This window comes from Ruegeria sp. CDSA246, assembly GCF_059611225.1.
In genome coordinates this window covers 216,533-231,628 of the sequence record NZ_JBXWPD010000008.1, presented here as the reverse complement: position 1 = coordinate 231,628, position 15,096 = coordinate 216,533, and the positions used below count along the sequence as shown (strand labels likewise).

The 15,096-nt window shown below is 57.4% G+C and carries 17 protein-coding genes; all 17 read right to left on the bottom strand.

What is annotated here, in order from left to right:
* Positions 1-2: 2 nt before the first annotated feature.
* The gene (locus AC2FI9_RS12670) at positions 3-752 is read right to left on the bottom strand and encodes a biotin--[acetyl-CoA-carboxylase] ligase (protein ID WP_496768063.1); all 750 of its coding nucleotides are present in this window, start codon (positions 750-752) and stop codon (positions 3-5) included.
* Between the two features lie 54 nt (positions 753-806).
* Complete coding sequence (gene nuoN / locus AC2FI9_RS12665) at positions 807-2,249, bottom strand: NADH-quinone oxidoreductase subunit NuoN (protein ID WP_058279639.1); 1,443 nt, start codon at positions 2,247-2,249, stop codon at positions 807-809.
* Positions 2,250-2,264: 15 nt separating this feature from the next.
* Positions 2,265-3,809, bottom strand: a complete 1,545-nt coding sequence (locus tag AC2FI9_RS12660) for an NADH-quinone oxidoreductase subunit M (protein WP_496768061.1) — start codon at positions 3,807-3,809, stop codon at positions 2,265-2,267.
* Positions 3,809-5,947, bottom strand: a complete 2,139-nt coding sequence (gene nuoL / locus AC2FI9_RS12655; protein ID WP_496768059.1) for an NADH-quinone oxidoreductase subunit L — start codon at positions 5,945-5,947, stop codon at positions 3,809-3,811. Before nuoL ends, AC2FI9_RS12660 begins: the two co-directional genes overlap by 1 nt.
* A 6-nt stretch (positions 5,948-5,953) precedes the next feature.
* Complete coding sequence (gene nuoK, locus AC2FI9_RS12650) at positions 5,954-6,259, bottom strand: NADH-quinone oxidoreductase subunit NuoK (protein WP_005984024.1); 306 nt, start codon at positions 6,257-6,259, stop codon at positions 5,954-5,956.
* Positions 6,260-6,800: 541 nt separating this feature from the next.
* Positions 6,801-7,403: an NADH-quinone oxidoreductase subunit J gene (locus tag AC2FI9_RS12645; protein WP_058279636.1), complete on the bottom strand. Its 603-nt coding sequence runs from the start codon at positions 7,401-7,403 to the stop codon at positions 6,801-6,803.
* On the bottom strand, positions 7,400-7,810 hold the full coding sequence (locus AC2FI9_RS12640; protein WP_058274403.1) for a carboxymuconolactone decarboxylase family protein: 411 nt from the start codon (positions 7,808-7,810) through the stop codon (positions 7,400-7,402). Before AC2FI9_RS12640 ends, AC2FI9_RS12645 begins: the two co-directional genes overlap by 4 nt.
* Positions 7,807-8,301 (bottom strand): NADH-quinone oxidoreductase subunit NuoI, encoded by a 495-nt coding sequence (nuoI, locus tag AC2FI9_RS12635; protein ID WP_170558477.1) that lies wholly within the window; start codon positions 8,299-8,301, stop codon positions 7,807-7,809. The genes AC2FI9_RS12640 and nuoI overlap by 4 nt, the downstream gene beginning before the upstream one ends.
* A gap of 3 nt (positions 8,302-8,304) precedes the next feature.
* The gene (locus tag AC2FI9_RS12630; protein ID WP_496768056.1) at positions 8,305-8,928 is read right to left on the bottom strand and encodes a hypothetical protein; all 624 of its coding nucleotides are present in this window, start codon (positions 8,926-8,928) and stop codon (positions 8,305-8,307) included.
* A complete protein-coding gene (nuoH, locus tag AC2FI9_RS12625) occupies positions 8,925-9,962 on the bottom strand; it encodes an NADH-quinone oxidoreductase subunit NuoH (protein WP_496768054.1) in 1,038 nt (345 codons plus the stop codon). Before nuoH ends, AC2FI9_RS12630 begins: the two co-directional genes overlap by 4 nt.
* Positions 9,955-10,098, bottom strand: a complete 144-nt coding sequence (locus tag AC2FI9_RS12620; RefSeq protein WP_496768052.1) for a hypothetical protein — start codon at positions 10,096-10,098, stop codon at positions 9,955-9,957. The genes nuoH and AC2FI9_RS12620 overlap by 8 nt, the downstream gene beginning before the upstream one ends.
* Positions 10,099-10,169: 71 nt before the next feature.
* The gene (nuoG, locus tag AC2FI9_RS12615; RefSeq protein ID WP_496768051.1) at positions 10,170-12,191 is read right to left on the bottom strand and encodes an NADH-quinone oxidoreductase subunit NuoG; all 2,022 of its coding nucleotides are present in this window, start codon (positions 12,189-12,191) and stop codon (positions 10,170-10,172) included.
* Positions 12,192-12,194: 3 nt separating this feature from the next.
* A complete protein-coding gene (locus AC2FI9_RS12610; RefSeq protein ID WP_496768049.1) occupies positions 12,195-12,698 on the bottom strand; it encodes a DUF5333 domain-containing protein in 504 nt (167 codons plus the stop codon).
* The gene (locus AC2FI9_RS12605; RefSeq protein ID WP_496768047.1) at positions 12,698-13,063 is read right to left on the bottom strand and encodes a hypothetical protein; all 366 of its coding nucleotides are present in this window, start codon (positions 13,061-13,063) and stop codon (positions 12,698-12,700) included. Before AC2FI9_RS12605 ends, AC2FI9_RS12610 begins: the two co-directional genes overlap by 1 nt.
* Before the next feature lie 23 nt (positions 13,064-13,086).
* Positions 13,087-13,503, bottom strand: coding sequence for an MAPEG family protein (locus tag AC2FI9_RS12600; protein WP_496768045.1), 417 nt, complete (start codon positions 13,501-13,503; stop codon positions 13,087-13,089).
* Between the two features lie 58 nt (positions 13,504-13,561).
* Positions 13,562-14,860 (bottom strand): NADH-quinone oxidoreductase subunit NuoF, encoded by a 1,299-nt coding sequence (gene nuoF, locus AC2FI9_RS12595; protein ID WP_058274474.1) that lies wholly within the window; start codon positions 14,858-14,860, stop codon positions 13,562-13,564.
* Between the two features lie 12 nt (positions 14,861-14,872).
* Entirely contained in the window at positions 14,873-15,094 is a 222-nt protein-coding gene (locus tag AC2FI9_RS12590) for a DUF5337 domain-containing protein (RefSeq protein WP_496719578.1), read from the bottom strand.
* Positions 15,095-15,096 lie beyond the last annotated feature (2 nt).

Genomic DNA, 15,096 nt, shown 5'->3' with positions numbered 1-15,096 from the left:
CTTCAGAAAAACACATCCGCCGCCGGAATACTGACGCGGCCTTTGGCGGTGTTTAGGACAAGGTTGCCCCTTGCGTCCACCGTTTCAAAGGTTCCAACCGTTTCCGACGCTGCGGTACGGGCGGTGATGACCTCACCCAACTTGGCGGCCCGGGCCAACCACGCGGTCCGAATCGGTTCAAACCCGTAAGTCACGAATTGGTTCTCGTATCTGGCATAGGCGACAGCAAGTTCTGTCAGGAAATCCTCGGGCGTTACGTTGGCTCCGGCCTCCGATAATAGGGAAACCGGTCGGACGGCGCCGGGTTCTACCTGATCTGCTCCGGGTGCCTCTGACAGGTTCACGCCGATGCCGATGGACAAGTGCGAGACGCCGTGCCCCTGCCCTGTGCTTTCCAGCAGGATACCAGCCAGTTTGCCGCCGTTCAGCAATACATCGTTGGGCCATTTTAGGGACAAACCCGTCGCCCGTCCGGTCACTGCAACGCAGGCGTCAAACAGCGCCAGCGCAGCCACAAAGCTGCGCAGTGCGGCCTGTTCCGGATTTCCCTGTGGCCGCATCAAAAGGGTCGCGGCCAGATTTCCCTTGGGATTGGCCCACGCCCGACCCCGTCGCCCACGCGCCGCCGTCTGGTGATGCGCCATGATCCAAACCGGACCGGTCGTGGTCGGAGCCATGCGGGTGGCCTCGTTCAATGTGCTGTCGACCTCTTGCAGCACGTGCAGGCCGTATCCCTGTGGCCAGTCTGTCATGTCAAAAAGGCCCGGTCCGCTGACCGAGCCCCCAAGTTTGCTGTGTTACGCTGATCAATTGACAAGAGTGGCCGCCGCAGCTGCCGCCGCGCCTTCAATACCGAACTGATAGAACACACCCACCAGCATCAACGCAGCCGAGCCCATTAGAGCAACCCACAGAACCGGCGAAGAATGCGTTTCGATCGGGTCGTCGTTTTCAGCTCCGAAATACATGTAGAACACGATCCGCAGATAATAAAACGCGCCGATGACCGAGGCGATGGCTGAGGCGATCACCAGCCCGGTCAGGCCCGCGCTTACGCCGGCCTGCCAGACACCGAATTTGGCGAAAAAGCCCAGCATTGGTGGGACGCCCGCCAGGCTGAACATCAGGATCAGCACCGCCAGCGCTTTGCCCGGTTCGCGTTTGGAATATTGGCGTAGTGCGTCGATGTCCGTGACCGGTTTGCCGTCTCTCTCCATCATCAGGATGAAAGCGAAAGTGCCGATATTCATCGTCACATAGATGGCTAGATACATCAGCATAGCCTTGATGCCCAACTCGGTCCCCGCAGCCAGTCCGATCAGCGCATAGCCCATATGGGCAATAGACGAGAACGCCATCAGCCGCTTGATGTCACGCTGGCCAATCGCTGCAACCGCACCAAGCAGCATCGACAGAACAGAAAGCAGGACAATCACCTGTTGCCAGTCCTTGATCACGCCTCCAAAAGCGTCGTGCATCACGCGTGCGAACAGGGCCATGGCAGCCACTTTCGGCGCTGTGGCAAAGAAAGCGGTGATAGGCGTGGGCGAGCCTTCGTACACATCCGGCGTCCACATGTGGAATGGCACGGCGGACACTTTGAACGCCAGTCCCGAGATCAGGAACACCAGACCAAACAGCAGGCCAACCGAAATCTCACCATCCTGAACCGTTTGGATGATACCCGAGAACAGCGTGGTGCCTGTAAACCCATAAACCAGCGAGGCACCGTACAGCAGCAAGCCCGAGCTCAGCGCACCAAGCACGAAGTACTTCAAACCGGCCTCGGTCGATTTGGCACTATCCCGGCGCAGCGCGGCGACGACGTAGAGCGACAGCGACTGCAGCTCCAAACCCATGTAGAGCGACATTAGATCGCCCGCGCTGACCATCATCATCATACCAACAGCGGCCAGCGCAACCAACAGAGGGAATTCGAACCGCAGCAGATCGCGACGCGCCATGTATTCCTGGCTCATCACCAGAATGGCCGCCGCGGACAGCAGGATCGCCACTTTCGAGAACCTTGCAAACCCGTCATCTACAAACATGCCGTTGAACGCGACATTGGTGCCATCGCCGTTGGTCGCGATCCAAATCGCCAGCAACGCCATCAACCCAGCGGTTGTCCAGACCAGCAAAGGTGCCAGCCCGTCTTTCGTCGTGTAGACAGCCGCCAACAGCGCCGCCATCGCATATACGGCCAGAACAATCTCTGGCAGGATTATCGTCAGATCAGCCTGGATCATGTCTCCAAAGCCCCCTTAATGCGATGCGGCTGACTGGGTCGCGGCCTCAGCCGCGGCCAGAGCCATGTCATAATTCGAAATCAGCGCAGCGGTCGAGTTGCCGATTACATCGGTCACCAGCGACGGGTAGACGCCCAGCAAAATGGTCATCACGATCAGCGGCGCAAAGATCAGCCGCTCGCGCGAGCTCATATCCGTCATCGCCTTGAGGCTTTCCTTGATCAGATCGCCAAAGACCACTCGGCGATACAGCCATAGCGCATAAGCTGCCGAGAAGATCACGCCAGAAGCCGCCAAAGCCGTCACCCATGTGTTGACCTGGAAGGTTCCCATCAGTGTCAGGAATTCTCCGATGAATCCACTGGTGCCCGGCAGACCTACATTGGCCATGGTGAACAACATGAAGACCAATGCATAGGCTGGCATGCGAATGACCAAACCACCATAAGCCTCGATGTCACGAGTATGCATACGGTCATAGATCACGCCAACACACAGGAAGAGCGCGGCTGAGATGAACCCGTGGCTGAGCATCTGGAAGATCGCACCGTCAATGCCTTGCTGGTTCGCAGCAAAGATGCCCATGGTCACAAAGCCCATATGCGCGACCGAAGAATACGCGATTAGCTTTTTCATATCTTCCTGCACCAGCGCCACCAGCGAGGTGTAGACAACGGCAATCGCTGACATCCACAACACCAGATCGGTCATTACTGCCGAACCCACCGGGAACATCGGCAGGCTGAACCGCAAGAAGCCATAGCCGCCCATCTTCAACAGGATCGCCGCAAGAACGACCGACCCGGCGGTCGGCGCCTGAACGTGCGCATCCGGCAGCCAGGTGTGTACCGGCCACATTGGCATCTTCACCGCGAAGGATGCAAAGAACGCCAGGAACATCAGTGTCTGCATACCGCCGACAACATAGATGCCCAGCACGCTGAACCCTTCGGACGAGAAGTGATGGCTCATCAGTGCTTCGATATCGGTAGTGCCCGCGTCCGCATACATCGCGACCATTGCCACCAGCATCAGCACTGATCCAAGGAAGGTATAGAGGAAGAACTTGAAGCTGGCGTAGATGCGTTCTTTGCCGCCCCAGATGCCGATGATCAGGAACATCGGGATCAGACCTGCCTCGAAGAAAAGATAGAACAGGACCAGATCCAGCGCCATGAACACGCCCAGCATCAGCGTCTCCAGAAGCAGGAAGGCGATCATGTATTCCTTGACGCGGTCCGTGACGTGCCAGCTGGCCAGAATGGTCAGGGGCATGATGAAGGTGGTCAACAAGACAAACAGAACGCTGATACCGTCCACGCCCATCTTGTATTTCAGACCCAGCAGCCATTCGCCTTCTTCCACCATCTGGAAGCCGGTGTTGGACGGATCAAACCCCGTATAGATGCCGATCGAGACCAGGAACGTCACCGTGGTTGCCACCAGTGCGACCCATTTGGCATTGCGCTGTGCGGCCGCGTCCTCGCCATGCAGGAACAGGGCCAGAATGCCTGCTGCCACAGCGGGGATGAAGGTGACGATGGAGAGGATATTATCCATTAGTGTGCGCCTCCGCCGATCGAAATCCAAGTGACAAGGGCAGCGATACCCAGAACCATCCAGAAGGCGTAAGTAAAGATGTAGCCCGTCTGCGCCTTGCCAGCGAGGCGGGTAAAGAAGGGTACAACACCCATGGCCACGCCGTTGAGGAAACCGTCAATGGTGTTGCCGTCACCCCGTTTCCACAGGAATCGGCCAAGGGCGACGGTGGGTTTGACGAAGACCGCATCGTAGATTTCGTCAAAGTACCACTTGTTCAGAAGGAACAGGTACAGAGGACGTTGGTTCTGCGCCAAACGCGCCGGTAGCGACGTGTTCACGATGTAGAACCAATAGGCCACGATAAAGCCCAAAGCCATGGCGACAAAGGGCGAAACCTTGACCCACTTGGGGGCAGCATGCGCATCGTCCAGAACATGGTTATCCGGCGCGATGTAAATCGCGCCCTCGCCCGGCTCACCCGCGAAGACGTAATGGTGCTCGTCGCCGTGAGCCGCTTTTTCTTCGTGTCCGGCGTCATCACCATGGCTTTCATCCGCATGCGTATCGTCACCATGGGTTGTATCGGTTGTACCGTGATCACCGGTCTCGGCATGCTCGGACGCCTCAGCCACCGGTATACCGTAGAACTTGCCGACCTTGTCTGTGTGACCAAAGAAGTTGCCATACCAGATCATCCCGGCAAACACCGCGCCCAAGGACAGAACACCCAGCGGCACCAGCATGGTCATCGGACTTTCATGCGCGTGCTCATGCGTATGCTTGTCGCCACGCTCTTCGCCATAAAAGGTCAGGAAAATCAGACGCCAGCTATAGAATGACGTGAACGCCGCCGCGATCACCAGCATCCAGAAGGCATATCCGGTGCCGCCGGCAAAAGCGCTTTCGATGATGGCATCCTTGGACAGGAACCCGGCGAACCCAATTTGGGTCAGCGGGATGCCGACGCCTGTAATCGCAAGGGTGCCGATCATCATCGCCCAGAATGTATAGGGGATCTTCTTCCGCAGGCCGCCGTATTCGGTCATTTCCTGCTCGTGATGCATCGCGTGGATCACCGAACCTGCGCCAAGGAACAACAGCGCCTTGAAGAAGGCGTGCGTCAGCAAGTGGAACATCGCTGCCGAATACATGCCAACACCCGCGGCCACGAACATGTAGCCCAACTGAGAACAGGTCGAGTAGGCAATGACGCGCTTGATGTCGGTCTGAACCAGGCCAACGGTCGCGGCGAAAAACGCGGTCGAGGCCCCAAGGAAGGTGATGAACCCGGTGGCACCCGGCGCAAATTCCATCAATGGCGACATTCGGCAGATCAGGAACACACCCGCCGTCACCATGGTTGCAGCGTGGATCAGCGCCGACACAGGTGTCGGGCCTTCCATCGCGTCCGGCAACCAGGTGTGCAGGATCAGCTGCGCCGATTTGCCCATCGCGCCGATAAACAGCAGGACGCAGATCACCTCGATTGCGGTCCACTCACCCCACAGGAAGTGCAACTTCTCTTCGGCCAGCGCAGGGGCCGAGGCAAAAATATCCGAGAAGTTGATGCTGTCCGTCAGGAAGAACAGCGCAAAAATACCCAGTGCAAAGCCAAAATCCCCGACCCGGTTTACAACAAAGGCCTTGATCGCCGCCGCGTTAGCCGAAGGCTTGCGATAATAAAACCCGATCAACAGGTAGGACGCGACCCCCACGCCTTCCCAGCCAAAGAACATCTGTACAAGATTGTCCGCTGTCACCAGCATCAGCATGGCGAAGGTGAAAAAGGACAGATAGGCAAAGAAACGCGGCTTATAGCTCTCGCCCTCGCGCCACTGTGGATCGTGATCCATGTAGCCGAAGGAATAGAGGTGCACGAGCGCCGAGACGGTCGTCACCACGATCAGCATGATCGCGGTCAGACGATCCAGTCGAACGGCCCAGCTTGTCGACAGCGAACCGCTTTCGATCCAGCGCATGATCTCGATCTGCTGGGTCACACCGTCGAACGAGAAGAACACGATCCAGGACAGCAGACAGGCCAGGAACAGCAGGCCAGTGGCGGTCCACATGGCGGCTTTCTCGCCAATGAACTTCCAGCCGAACCCGCAGAGCAGCGCGCCCACCAGCGGGGCAAAGAGGATGGTGGTTTCCATATTCTCTTACCCCTTCATCATATTGACGTCTTCAACCGCGATGGTGCCACGGTTGCGGAAGAAGCAAACCAAAATGGCCAGCCCGATCGCCGCCTCGGCCGCCGCCACGGTCAGTACAAACAGCGTGAACACCTGCCCGACCAGATCGCCGAGGAAACTGGAAAACGCCACGAGGTTGATATTCACCGCCAGCAGCATCAGTTCGATGCTCATCAGCAGGATGATGACGTTCTTGCGGTTCAGGAAGAGACCGAAGATGCCGATGACGAACAGCGTCGCCGCGACCGTAAGATAGTGTTCAAGTCCGATCATAGCTTCGCTCCTGGCGAGTCGGGGTAGTAGAGTTTGCAGCCGCAATTTGCTTTTGGTCTGCGATTAATGGGGAAATCCTCGAACTGCTCAGAAATAGTCTCAGATCTGAATTGAACTCCATTTCGTTCAGCAGATTCAGCCAATTGTGACAAAGTCGAAAACTGAGACATTTGCAGTAGGCCATCCGTACCATCAAAACACTCGACGGTGCTGAAAGGGATTGCCAGAATCGGGCCACCACAAGTCGTTCCAAAAAAAGTAACTAATTCCCCTGTCTCACAATCAGAGACCCGAATTTCCTCATCTTTGCCACACCCGAAGGTGGTAAGCTTTTGGGCAACGAGTGAACCCCCAAACGCGGTAACTGGCCCGCCTTCCGTAGTCCATCTCCAATTGCCCGCATTTTCGAACCGGCATTGATCGCCGGTTGTCATAGGAGCGCGGCCTAACGCGTCTCTAAACCAGTTTGGAAGTCCGCACTCAGCTATTGCGCTTCCGGTCCAAAGCATCAACGCAAACCCAGATATTAAAGATCTTCTGATCACAACCCCTGCCCCGGTTTCACGTCCTTCAACTCCATCGCCTTGGCCGGGTCGCGCATCATCTGGCCGACGATGTCCTGACGCTTGATGTCCTTGCGGTGGCGCAGAGTCAGAACGATGGCCCCGATCATGGCCACCAGCAGGATCAGGCCCGCCAGTTGGAACAGAAGGAAGTATTGATCGTAAAGGATGACACCCAGCGCCTCGGTGTTGTGGCGGTCCACGGGGATCGGTTGCGCCAGATTGGCAGCTGCACCCTGCGCGCTGTCCCATGCCCCAAAGGCCATGACGAACTGCATCAGGATGACCAGACCGATCAGCAGAGCCAGCGGCATGTAACGCGCCATCTCAGCCTTGAGCTCGGCAAAGTCCACGTCCAACATCATCACCACGAAGAGGAACAGCACTGCGACCGCACCGACGTAGACGATGATCAGCAGCATCGCCACAAACTCGGCCCCCAGCAGCACGAACAGCCCCGCCGCGGACAGGAACGACAGGATCAGCCACAGCACCGAGTGCACCGGCTGGCGGCTGATCACTGTGAACAGCCCGCCGGTGATGGCACTGATGGCAAACAGATAGAAGGCAAAGACGGTCATTGATCCGTATCCTCATTATCGCCCAGAACCTCTTGCGCCAGTTCCAGCGCGCGGGTCATGGCCGGAATGCCGGCAAAGACCGACATCTGACCGATGGCTTCCACGATCTCTTGTTTCCTGGCGCCTGCTTCTAGCGCGTGGCGCACGGTCTGACGCACGGCTGCATCGGCCTGCGCGCCCTGACAGGTCAGCCCGGCCAGCGTCAGCAGCAGGCGGGTCTTGGCATCCAGACCGTCCTTGTTGACGGTGTTGCCAAACATCATTTCCATGACCTCTTTGGGCATTGTCGGCCACAGCGCCTCGAACCCTTTGGGCGAGAAATTCTCCATCGCCGGGTTCATCGCCTTGGCCATGTCCTGCGCCTGTTTCATCATCAGGTCGAACGGATTTTGGGGCGTGTCAGTCATCGGTACGGCGCGTCCATTTCCAGATTGCGGGCGATCTCGGCTTCCCAGCGTTCGCCGTTATCGAGCAGCTTTTCCTTGTCATAGAACAGCTCTTCGCGGGTTTCCGTGGCAAATTCGAAGTTCGGACCTTCGACGATGGCATCGACCGGACAGGCCTCTTGGCAAAAACCGCAATAGATGCACTTGGTCATGTCGATGTCATAACGCGTGGTGCGGCGGCTACCGTCTTCGCGCGGTTCAGCGTCGATAGTGATTGCTTGCGCAGGGCAGACCGCCTCGCAGAGTTTACACGCGATGCAGCGTTCCTCGCCGTTCGGGTAACGTCTCAGGGCATGCTCACCACGAAAGCGTGGGGAGAGAGGGCCTTTTTCGTGCGGGTAGTTGATGGTGGCTTTGGGGGCGAAGAAATACTTCAGTCCCAGTTTCATGCCGACCCAGAAGTCTTGCAGAAGGAAGTATTTGGCGGCACGAGTGTAATCGATTTGGGTCATGGCTTAGGAATCCTTCTCGCAGCGTCCAATTGTGTCTTCTGCAATCGCCGACATCTGATCCACGATATCTGGCGTATCAGGATCGAGCGCTAATGTGCGACGGTCAAACTCTCTCATACGCGTGCATTCCGACATATCTGTCGCGCTCAGCAACTGATCCACCTTCATATCGCTCGGAAACTCACCGTTTTCGATTCCCCAATTGACGAACTCTTCCAAGTGAGCACGGTCTTCCTGTGTGATCCAAAGGCAATCAACCAGACCCAACAAAGCGATAGATTTGTTGTGCATCCCCTCTGAAATCGGATCACCATTGGCTAGGTGGCTCCGATAAACCGCCATGTCGCCAACCTGGATCGCGTTAACAAGGGCACCAATGGCAAACTTATCGAAGGCAGAATGCTGGTCCACATCAACCCTCGGGTCCAACCCACCTGTGTTATTTGCGAGAATGCCTAGAACCTTATCGTCGATAGCGGATACGGCGTCAATTTCGGATCCACAGAACCCGCGTGCCAAATCAAGCATGTTCCGCAGCTCCAATGGCTCAGCTTTATCAGCCGCGACAGGACCGCTTCCAGCAGCCACCGTGCAAGCCACCAACAGATTTAGAAGACTTATCCTCATCCCCCTACGCTCCAACGGGCAAACGCGCCCCAGAACCAGTCGAACCTCGCCGCGAAGGCCACAAAGACCACCCAGGCTAGCGAGAACGGCAGGAAGACTTTCCAGCCCAACCGCATCAGCTGGTCATAGCGGTAGCGGGGCGTGATCGCCTTGACCATCGCGAAGAGGAAGAAGAAGAACGCCATTTTGGCTACCATCCACAGCACGCCGTCCGGTAGACCTGGGATCGGGGACAGCCAGCCGCCGAAGAACAGCAGCGTGGTCAGCGCACACATCAGGAAGATAGCGATGTATTCACCCGCCATGAACAGAAGGAAGGGTGTCGCCGAGTACTCGACCTGGTAACCGGCGACCAGTTCCGATTCCGCTTCGGGCAGGTCGAAAGGTGGCCGGTTGGTTTCGGCCAACGCCGAGATGAAGAACAGAAAGACCATCGGGAAATGCGGCAGCCAGTACCAGCTGAAGAAACCGAACCGACCGTCCTGCGCCTCGACAATGTGGCCGAAATTCATCGAACCGGTCGAGATGATTACGCCGATAATGATCAAACCGATGGAGACTTCATAAGAAATCATCTGCGCGGCAGAGCGCAGTGATCCGAGGAACGGGTACTTTGAGTTCGATGCCCAACCACCCATAATTACGCCATAAACTTCCAACGAGGATACGGCGAAGACGTACAGGATGGCGACGTTGATATCCGACAGCACCCAACCATCGTTGAACGGGATCACAGCCCAGGCGATCATCGCCAATACGAATGAGGTCAGCGGAGCAAGTATGAACACTGTGCGGTCGGCCCCGGCGGGAATGACCACCTCCTTGACCACGTATTTCAGAGCGTCGGCCACAGATTGCAGCAGGCCATAGACACCAACCACGTTAGGGCCGCGGCGCATCTGAACAGCCGCCCATATCTTGCGGTCGCCGTAGACAAGGAACAACAGCGAGATCATCACAAAGGCAACAACGGCAATCACTTGCGCCAGAATGGTGATGGCTATTCCGCCTGGGGTGTTAAAGAAATCAGCCATTGGTCCTCACACCGTGGGTATTCCGTTTTCCGCGCGTGATGTTCAGGCCAAGTGCCTGCGCATATTGCGGTTTGGTCGGCGCGTAGGTGTAAATAGCATCTACAGCCTTCGCGCTACCTTTTTCATTGCGTTTCATGCGCAATTCCCTGATCCCCACACCGCAGGCGGCGGTGTTGGCTTCTGAAAGCGATATGAAACGTGCTGTATTCATTCCGCCGCGATCTTCCCGGCGTTCCGTGCCTGCGCCTGAGCGGACAGCTCGGCCATCAGTTGCGACGCCCGTGCAATCGGGTTGGTCAGGTAGAAGTCTCTAACCGCAGCGCGGAACGTAGCCTGACCCAGAGGACCGACATCCAGTGGCTGGACCTCATTCTCAATCACTTGGTCGATCTGGGCCAGATGTGGAACGGCTTCGATCAAAGCAGTACGCAGTTGCGCAAGTGAGTCGAAGGGCAGTGTTGCGCCCAATTCCGCTGACAAAGCCCGCAGGATGGCCCAGTTTTCCTTGGCCTCACCGGGGGCAAATCCAGCCCGCATCGCCAGTTGTGGTCGGCCTTCGGTATTCACGAACAGCCCGTTTTCCTCGGTGTATGCGGCACCCGGCAGGATCACGTCGGCACGATGCGCGCCGCGATCACCGTGGCTGCCCTGATAGATCACAAAGGCCCCTTCGCCGATTTCGATCTCATCCGCGCCGAGGTTGTAGATCACGTCAGCCGCACTTACGGCATCCATGCCATTTTCGTTGGTGGCATCCACATCCATCGCACCCACGCGAGAGGCCGCGGTATGCAGAACAAGCAGTCCACTTTCGGTATTGGCCGCAATGGCTTGCGCTGCGGCCAGGACAGCTGCACCATCCGCCTCAAGCAAAGCACCCTGCCCGACGATGACCAGCGAGGCTTTGCCCTTGATCTCATCATCGCCGCCCATGTCGAGGACCTTCTGCAATGCTGCGCGGTCTTCTCCCATATGGTGATACGCGTAAGTCAGATCGGCTGCAGGCCCGACCAAAGCCACCTCGGCGCCATGTGCCCAGGCCTTGCGGATACGCGCGTTCAGAACCGGAGCTTCGTCGCGTGGGTTCGTTCCGATCAGTAGAATACGTTCTGCCGCATCGATATCCTCGATCGTTGCCGTCCCGGCATAGGCCCCGCGATTGCCTGCAGGCAGTTTGGCCCCATCAGTCCGGCATTCAACAACACCGCCCTGCCCTTCGATCACCTGCTTCAGCGCAAAAGCAGCCTCGACCGGAGCCAGATCACCGATAAGTCCGGCCGGCTTTTTAGCCCCTTTCAGCGCCTCGGCCGCCTTGGTCAACGCCTCGGGCCACGAAGCCGGTCGCAGCTTGCCGTTTTCACGTACGTAAGGCTTATCCAAACGCTGGCGACGCAGGCCATCCCAGACAAACCGGGTCTTGTCGCTGATCCATTCCTCGTTCACGCCGTCATGGTTGCGCGGCAGAAAACGCATCACTTCGCGCCCTTTGGTATCGACCCGGATGTTCGAACCCACGGCGTCCATGACATCGATGCTCTCGGTCTTGGTCAGTTCCCACGGGCGCGCTGTGAACGCATAAGGCTTCGAGGTCAGAGCTCCAACTGGGCACAGGTCAATTATGTTTCCCTGCAAGTTCGAATCCAGCGTCTGGTTCAGGTACGAGGTGATCTCGGCATCTTCCCCGCGCCCGGTCTGACCCATCTGTGTGATCCCGGCGACCTCGGTCGTAAAGCGCACGCAACGGGTGCAGCTGATGCAGCGGGTCATCGCGGTTCCGACCAGCGGCCCCAGATCCAGATCGTCTACGGCGCGCTTGGCTTCCTTGAAGCGCGAGCCCGACACACCATACGCCATCGCCTGATCCTGCAGATCGCACTCGCCACCCTGATCGCAGATCGGGCAGTCCAGCGGGTGGTTGATTAGCAGGAACTCCATCACCCCTTCACGGGCTTTCTTGACCATGGGCGAGTTCGTCTTGACCTCGGGCGCCTGTCCTTCCGGCCCTGGGCGTAGATCGCGTACCTGCATCGCACACGACGCTGCAGGTTTGGGCGGGCCGCCGACAACTTCGACCAGACACATCCGGCAATTCCCGGCAATCGACAGACGCTCGTGATAGCAAAAGCGCGGCACCTCGACCCCGGCCTGTTCACAGGCCTGGATCAGCGTCATCGCACCATCGACTTCGATTTCCTGCCCGTCGATATTCACTTTGCGGAGGTCAGACATGGTCTAGTTCGCCCTCAAATACACGCCAATGGCGCTGTTTCTTTCAATCTCTGACTGCCCCAGCGTGCAGAAAGATTTGGGATTGTCATAAGACACACCGTTCGCGGCCAGATACGTCTCGCCTTTGGCACGCATCCGGTCCTTTTCGGCATCCGATTCCACGTAAGCGCGGATTTCGCCGTCCGAATACCCCAGACTGTTCGCTTTGGACTTGAGCCCCCACATCACGCCAATCGCCTTCAACCTGCGCCCGCTGATCGACGGGCAGTAATCCGAAATCTCGTTTGCGATAGCGATGTAATAGAGTTCGTCGTCAATCTCTTTGACTTCGCGCAAGGGCGGTTTGGCCTCGACCGCGACAGGGAACGTCAGAACAGACAACGCAATAAGCAGTTTCACACCAGACATGACAAATCCTTTTGTTTTGGACAGGCCAAAACGATCCGGTGCCGGAGTGCTATTCAATAACACGTCCTGCGTCATGGGCTGATATGCAAAAAACCGCATCATGGTCGCTGGCAGGTTCCTGCAAAGGTCAATTTATTGTCGGTAATGCGCAGGTTTTGCGGCTCGGTGTCGGGTCCGACTTTCCAGTTGATTTTTGAAGTCCCAAAGGCGTCGATACAGAATTTGGTTCCTTCATGCCTTCCCGCTTCGCGCGCGCCATCCAAAGACGCGGACACGCCGTTCACCACAACAGTGAAATCCGTGGGCGCGTTCTTCTTGTCGACGGCTTTCGCTTTGGCCCGGAAGGCTTTGCCATCAAAGAGGATTCGGTCACTGGACGACGTGCCGCAGGCCGAGACAAAAACTGCAGCACCCAAGGCGGCGGTCAGCACCACACGTCCCATCCTGAATTTTGATCCAGTCAACGGATAAGTACCTTTCTTTTCCATTAGAACGCCGCCACCAATGCCATGAAGCCCATCACAACCATGCAGGCCCATCCGACAACGTAGGATACGGACCGAACGCCGCTGTGCGGTTGTCCAATACCACGCATGTGAATAACCAGCATGACGATGCGCGCAATCAGAGCGACCGATGCCAATAGGTTCACCCAAAACGGGCTGACCCCAAGCAACATGGCCGCGACCGTGACAGCGACATAGGCCGGCAACGTCTCGGTCCCGTTCAGATACGCCCGGTTCAGACGATACGCCTTGTCGGAATAGTCCTGTTCAGGCGTCGCCCCGGGAGCCAAGCCCTTGCTCTGTTTGGCCAGCGCTGAAAAAGGCGCAAGCGCCAGAATGATCAACGTAAAGACCACGAGGGATGCGATTGCATGTGAATACTCAGCAAAAGTTTCCATTAGTTCAACTCCCTGATCTCAACTTGGTTTGGGTTTGATCCGATATCCCGCAACTTGATCACTCCGCCGCCATCGCGCCCATACGGCCCGATTTCTGGGCCTTGATACGGTCTTCAATCTCTTCGCGGAAGTTGCGGATCAGGCCCTGGATCGGCCAGGCTGCCGCATCGCCCAAAGCACAGATTGTGTGGCCTTCGACCTGCTTGGTCACGTCAAACAACATGTCGATCTCTTCCAGTTCGGCCTCACCCCGCACCAGACGGTCCATCACGCGCATCATCCAGCCGGTGCCTTCGCGGCAAGGAGTACACTGACCACAGCTTTCATGTTTGTAGAACTTCGACAGCCGCCAGATCGCTTTGATGATGTCCGTGGATTTGTCCATCACGATCACCGCCGCCGTCCCAAGGCCCGAGCCCAGATCATTGCGCAGGTGGTCGAAATCCATGATGGCGTCGCGCATGTCTTCACCGCGCACACAAGGCACTGAAGAACCACCGGGGATCACCGCCAGCAGGTTGTCCCATCCACCGCGAATGCCGCCGCAATGCGTTTCGATCAGTTGCTCAAACGGGATCGACATCGCCTCTTCTACTACGCAGGGATTGTTTACGTGGCCCGATATTGCAAACAGTTTGGTGCCCGCGTTGTTTTGGCGGCCAAAACCGGCAAACCAGTCGGCACCACGCCGTAAGATGGTCGGCACAACGGCGATAGACTCCACATTGTTCACGGTGGTCGGACAGCCATAGAGGCCCGCCCCCGCCGGGAACGGAGGTTTCATACGCGGCATGCCCTTCTTGCCCTCAAGGCTTTCGATCAGGGCTGTTTCCTCACCGCATATATACGCCCCGGCCCCGTGATGCAGAAACAGGTCGAAATCCCAACCCGACCCAGCAGCGTTCTTGCCCAGCAATCCCGCATCATATGCCTCATCAATTGCGGCCTGCAGCGCCTCCCGCTCGCGGATGTATTCACCGCGAAGATAGATGTAGCAGGTATGCGCATTCATCGCGAAAGACGCGATCAAACAACCTTCGATCAACGTATGCGGATCGTGGCGCATGATCTCACGGTCCTTGCAGGTACCGGGCTCGGATTCGTCCGCGTTCACCACCAGATAGGCCGGACGACCGTCGCTTTCCTTGGGCATGAACGACCATTTCAGACCGGTGGGAAACCCCGCACCGCCGCGACCGCGCAGGCCTGAGTCCTTCATCGTCTGGATGATCCAGTCACGCCCGTTCCCAATCAGGCCAGCTGTGCCGTCCCAATGCCCGCGGGTCTGCGCGCCTTTCAGCGTACGCTCATGCATCCCGTAGATATTGGTAAAGATCCTGTCCTGATCCTTCAGCATCATGTCTTACCTTCAGCTGTCCTGACGCATGCGCCAGAGTTGAAAAATGTTCACGCCCGCATAGATGAACCCCGCAAGAGCGGCGAAATCAAACAAAAGCGCATAGCGCCCGGGCAATCCCAGTGCCGGGCCGATGAACAACGTTATGGCAAGCCACAACAGCATGGTCACCGCGATGACCACCCCGATATGTCGGCCCTTGCGGGCCATGGCCTGTTCTTTTTCTTTGTCCATCT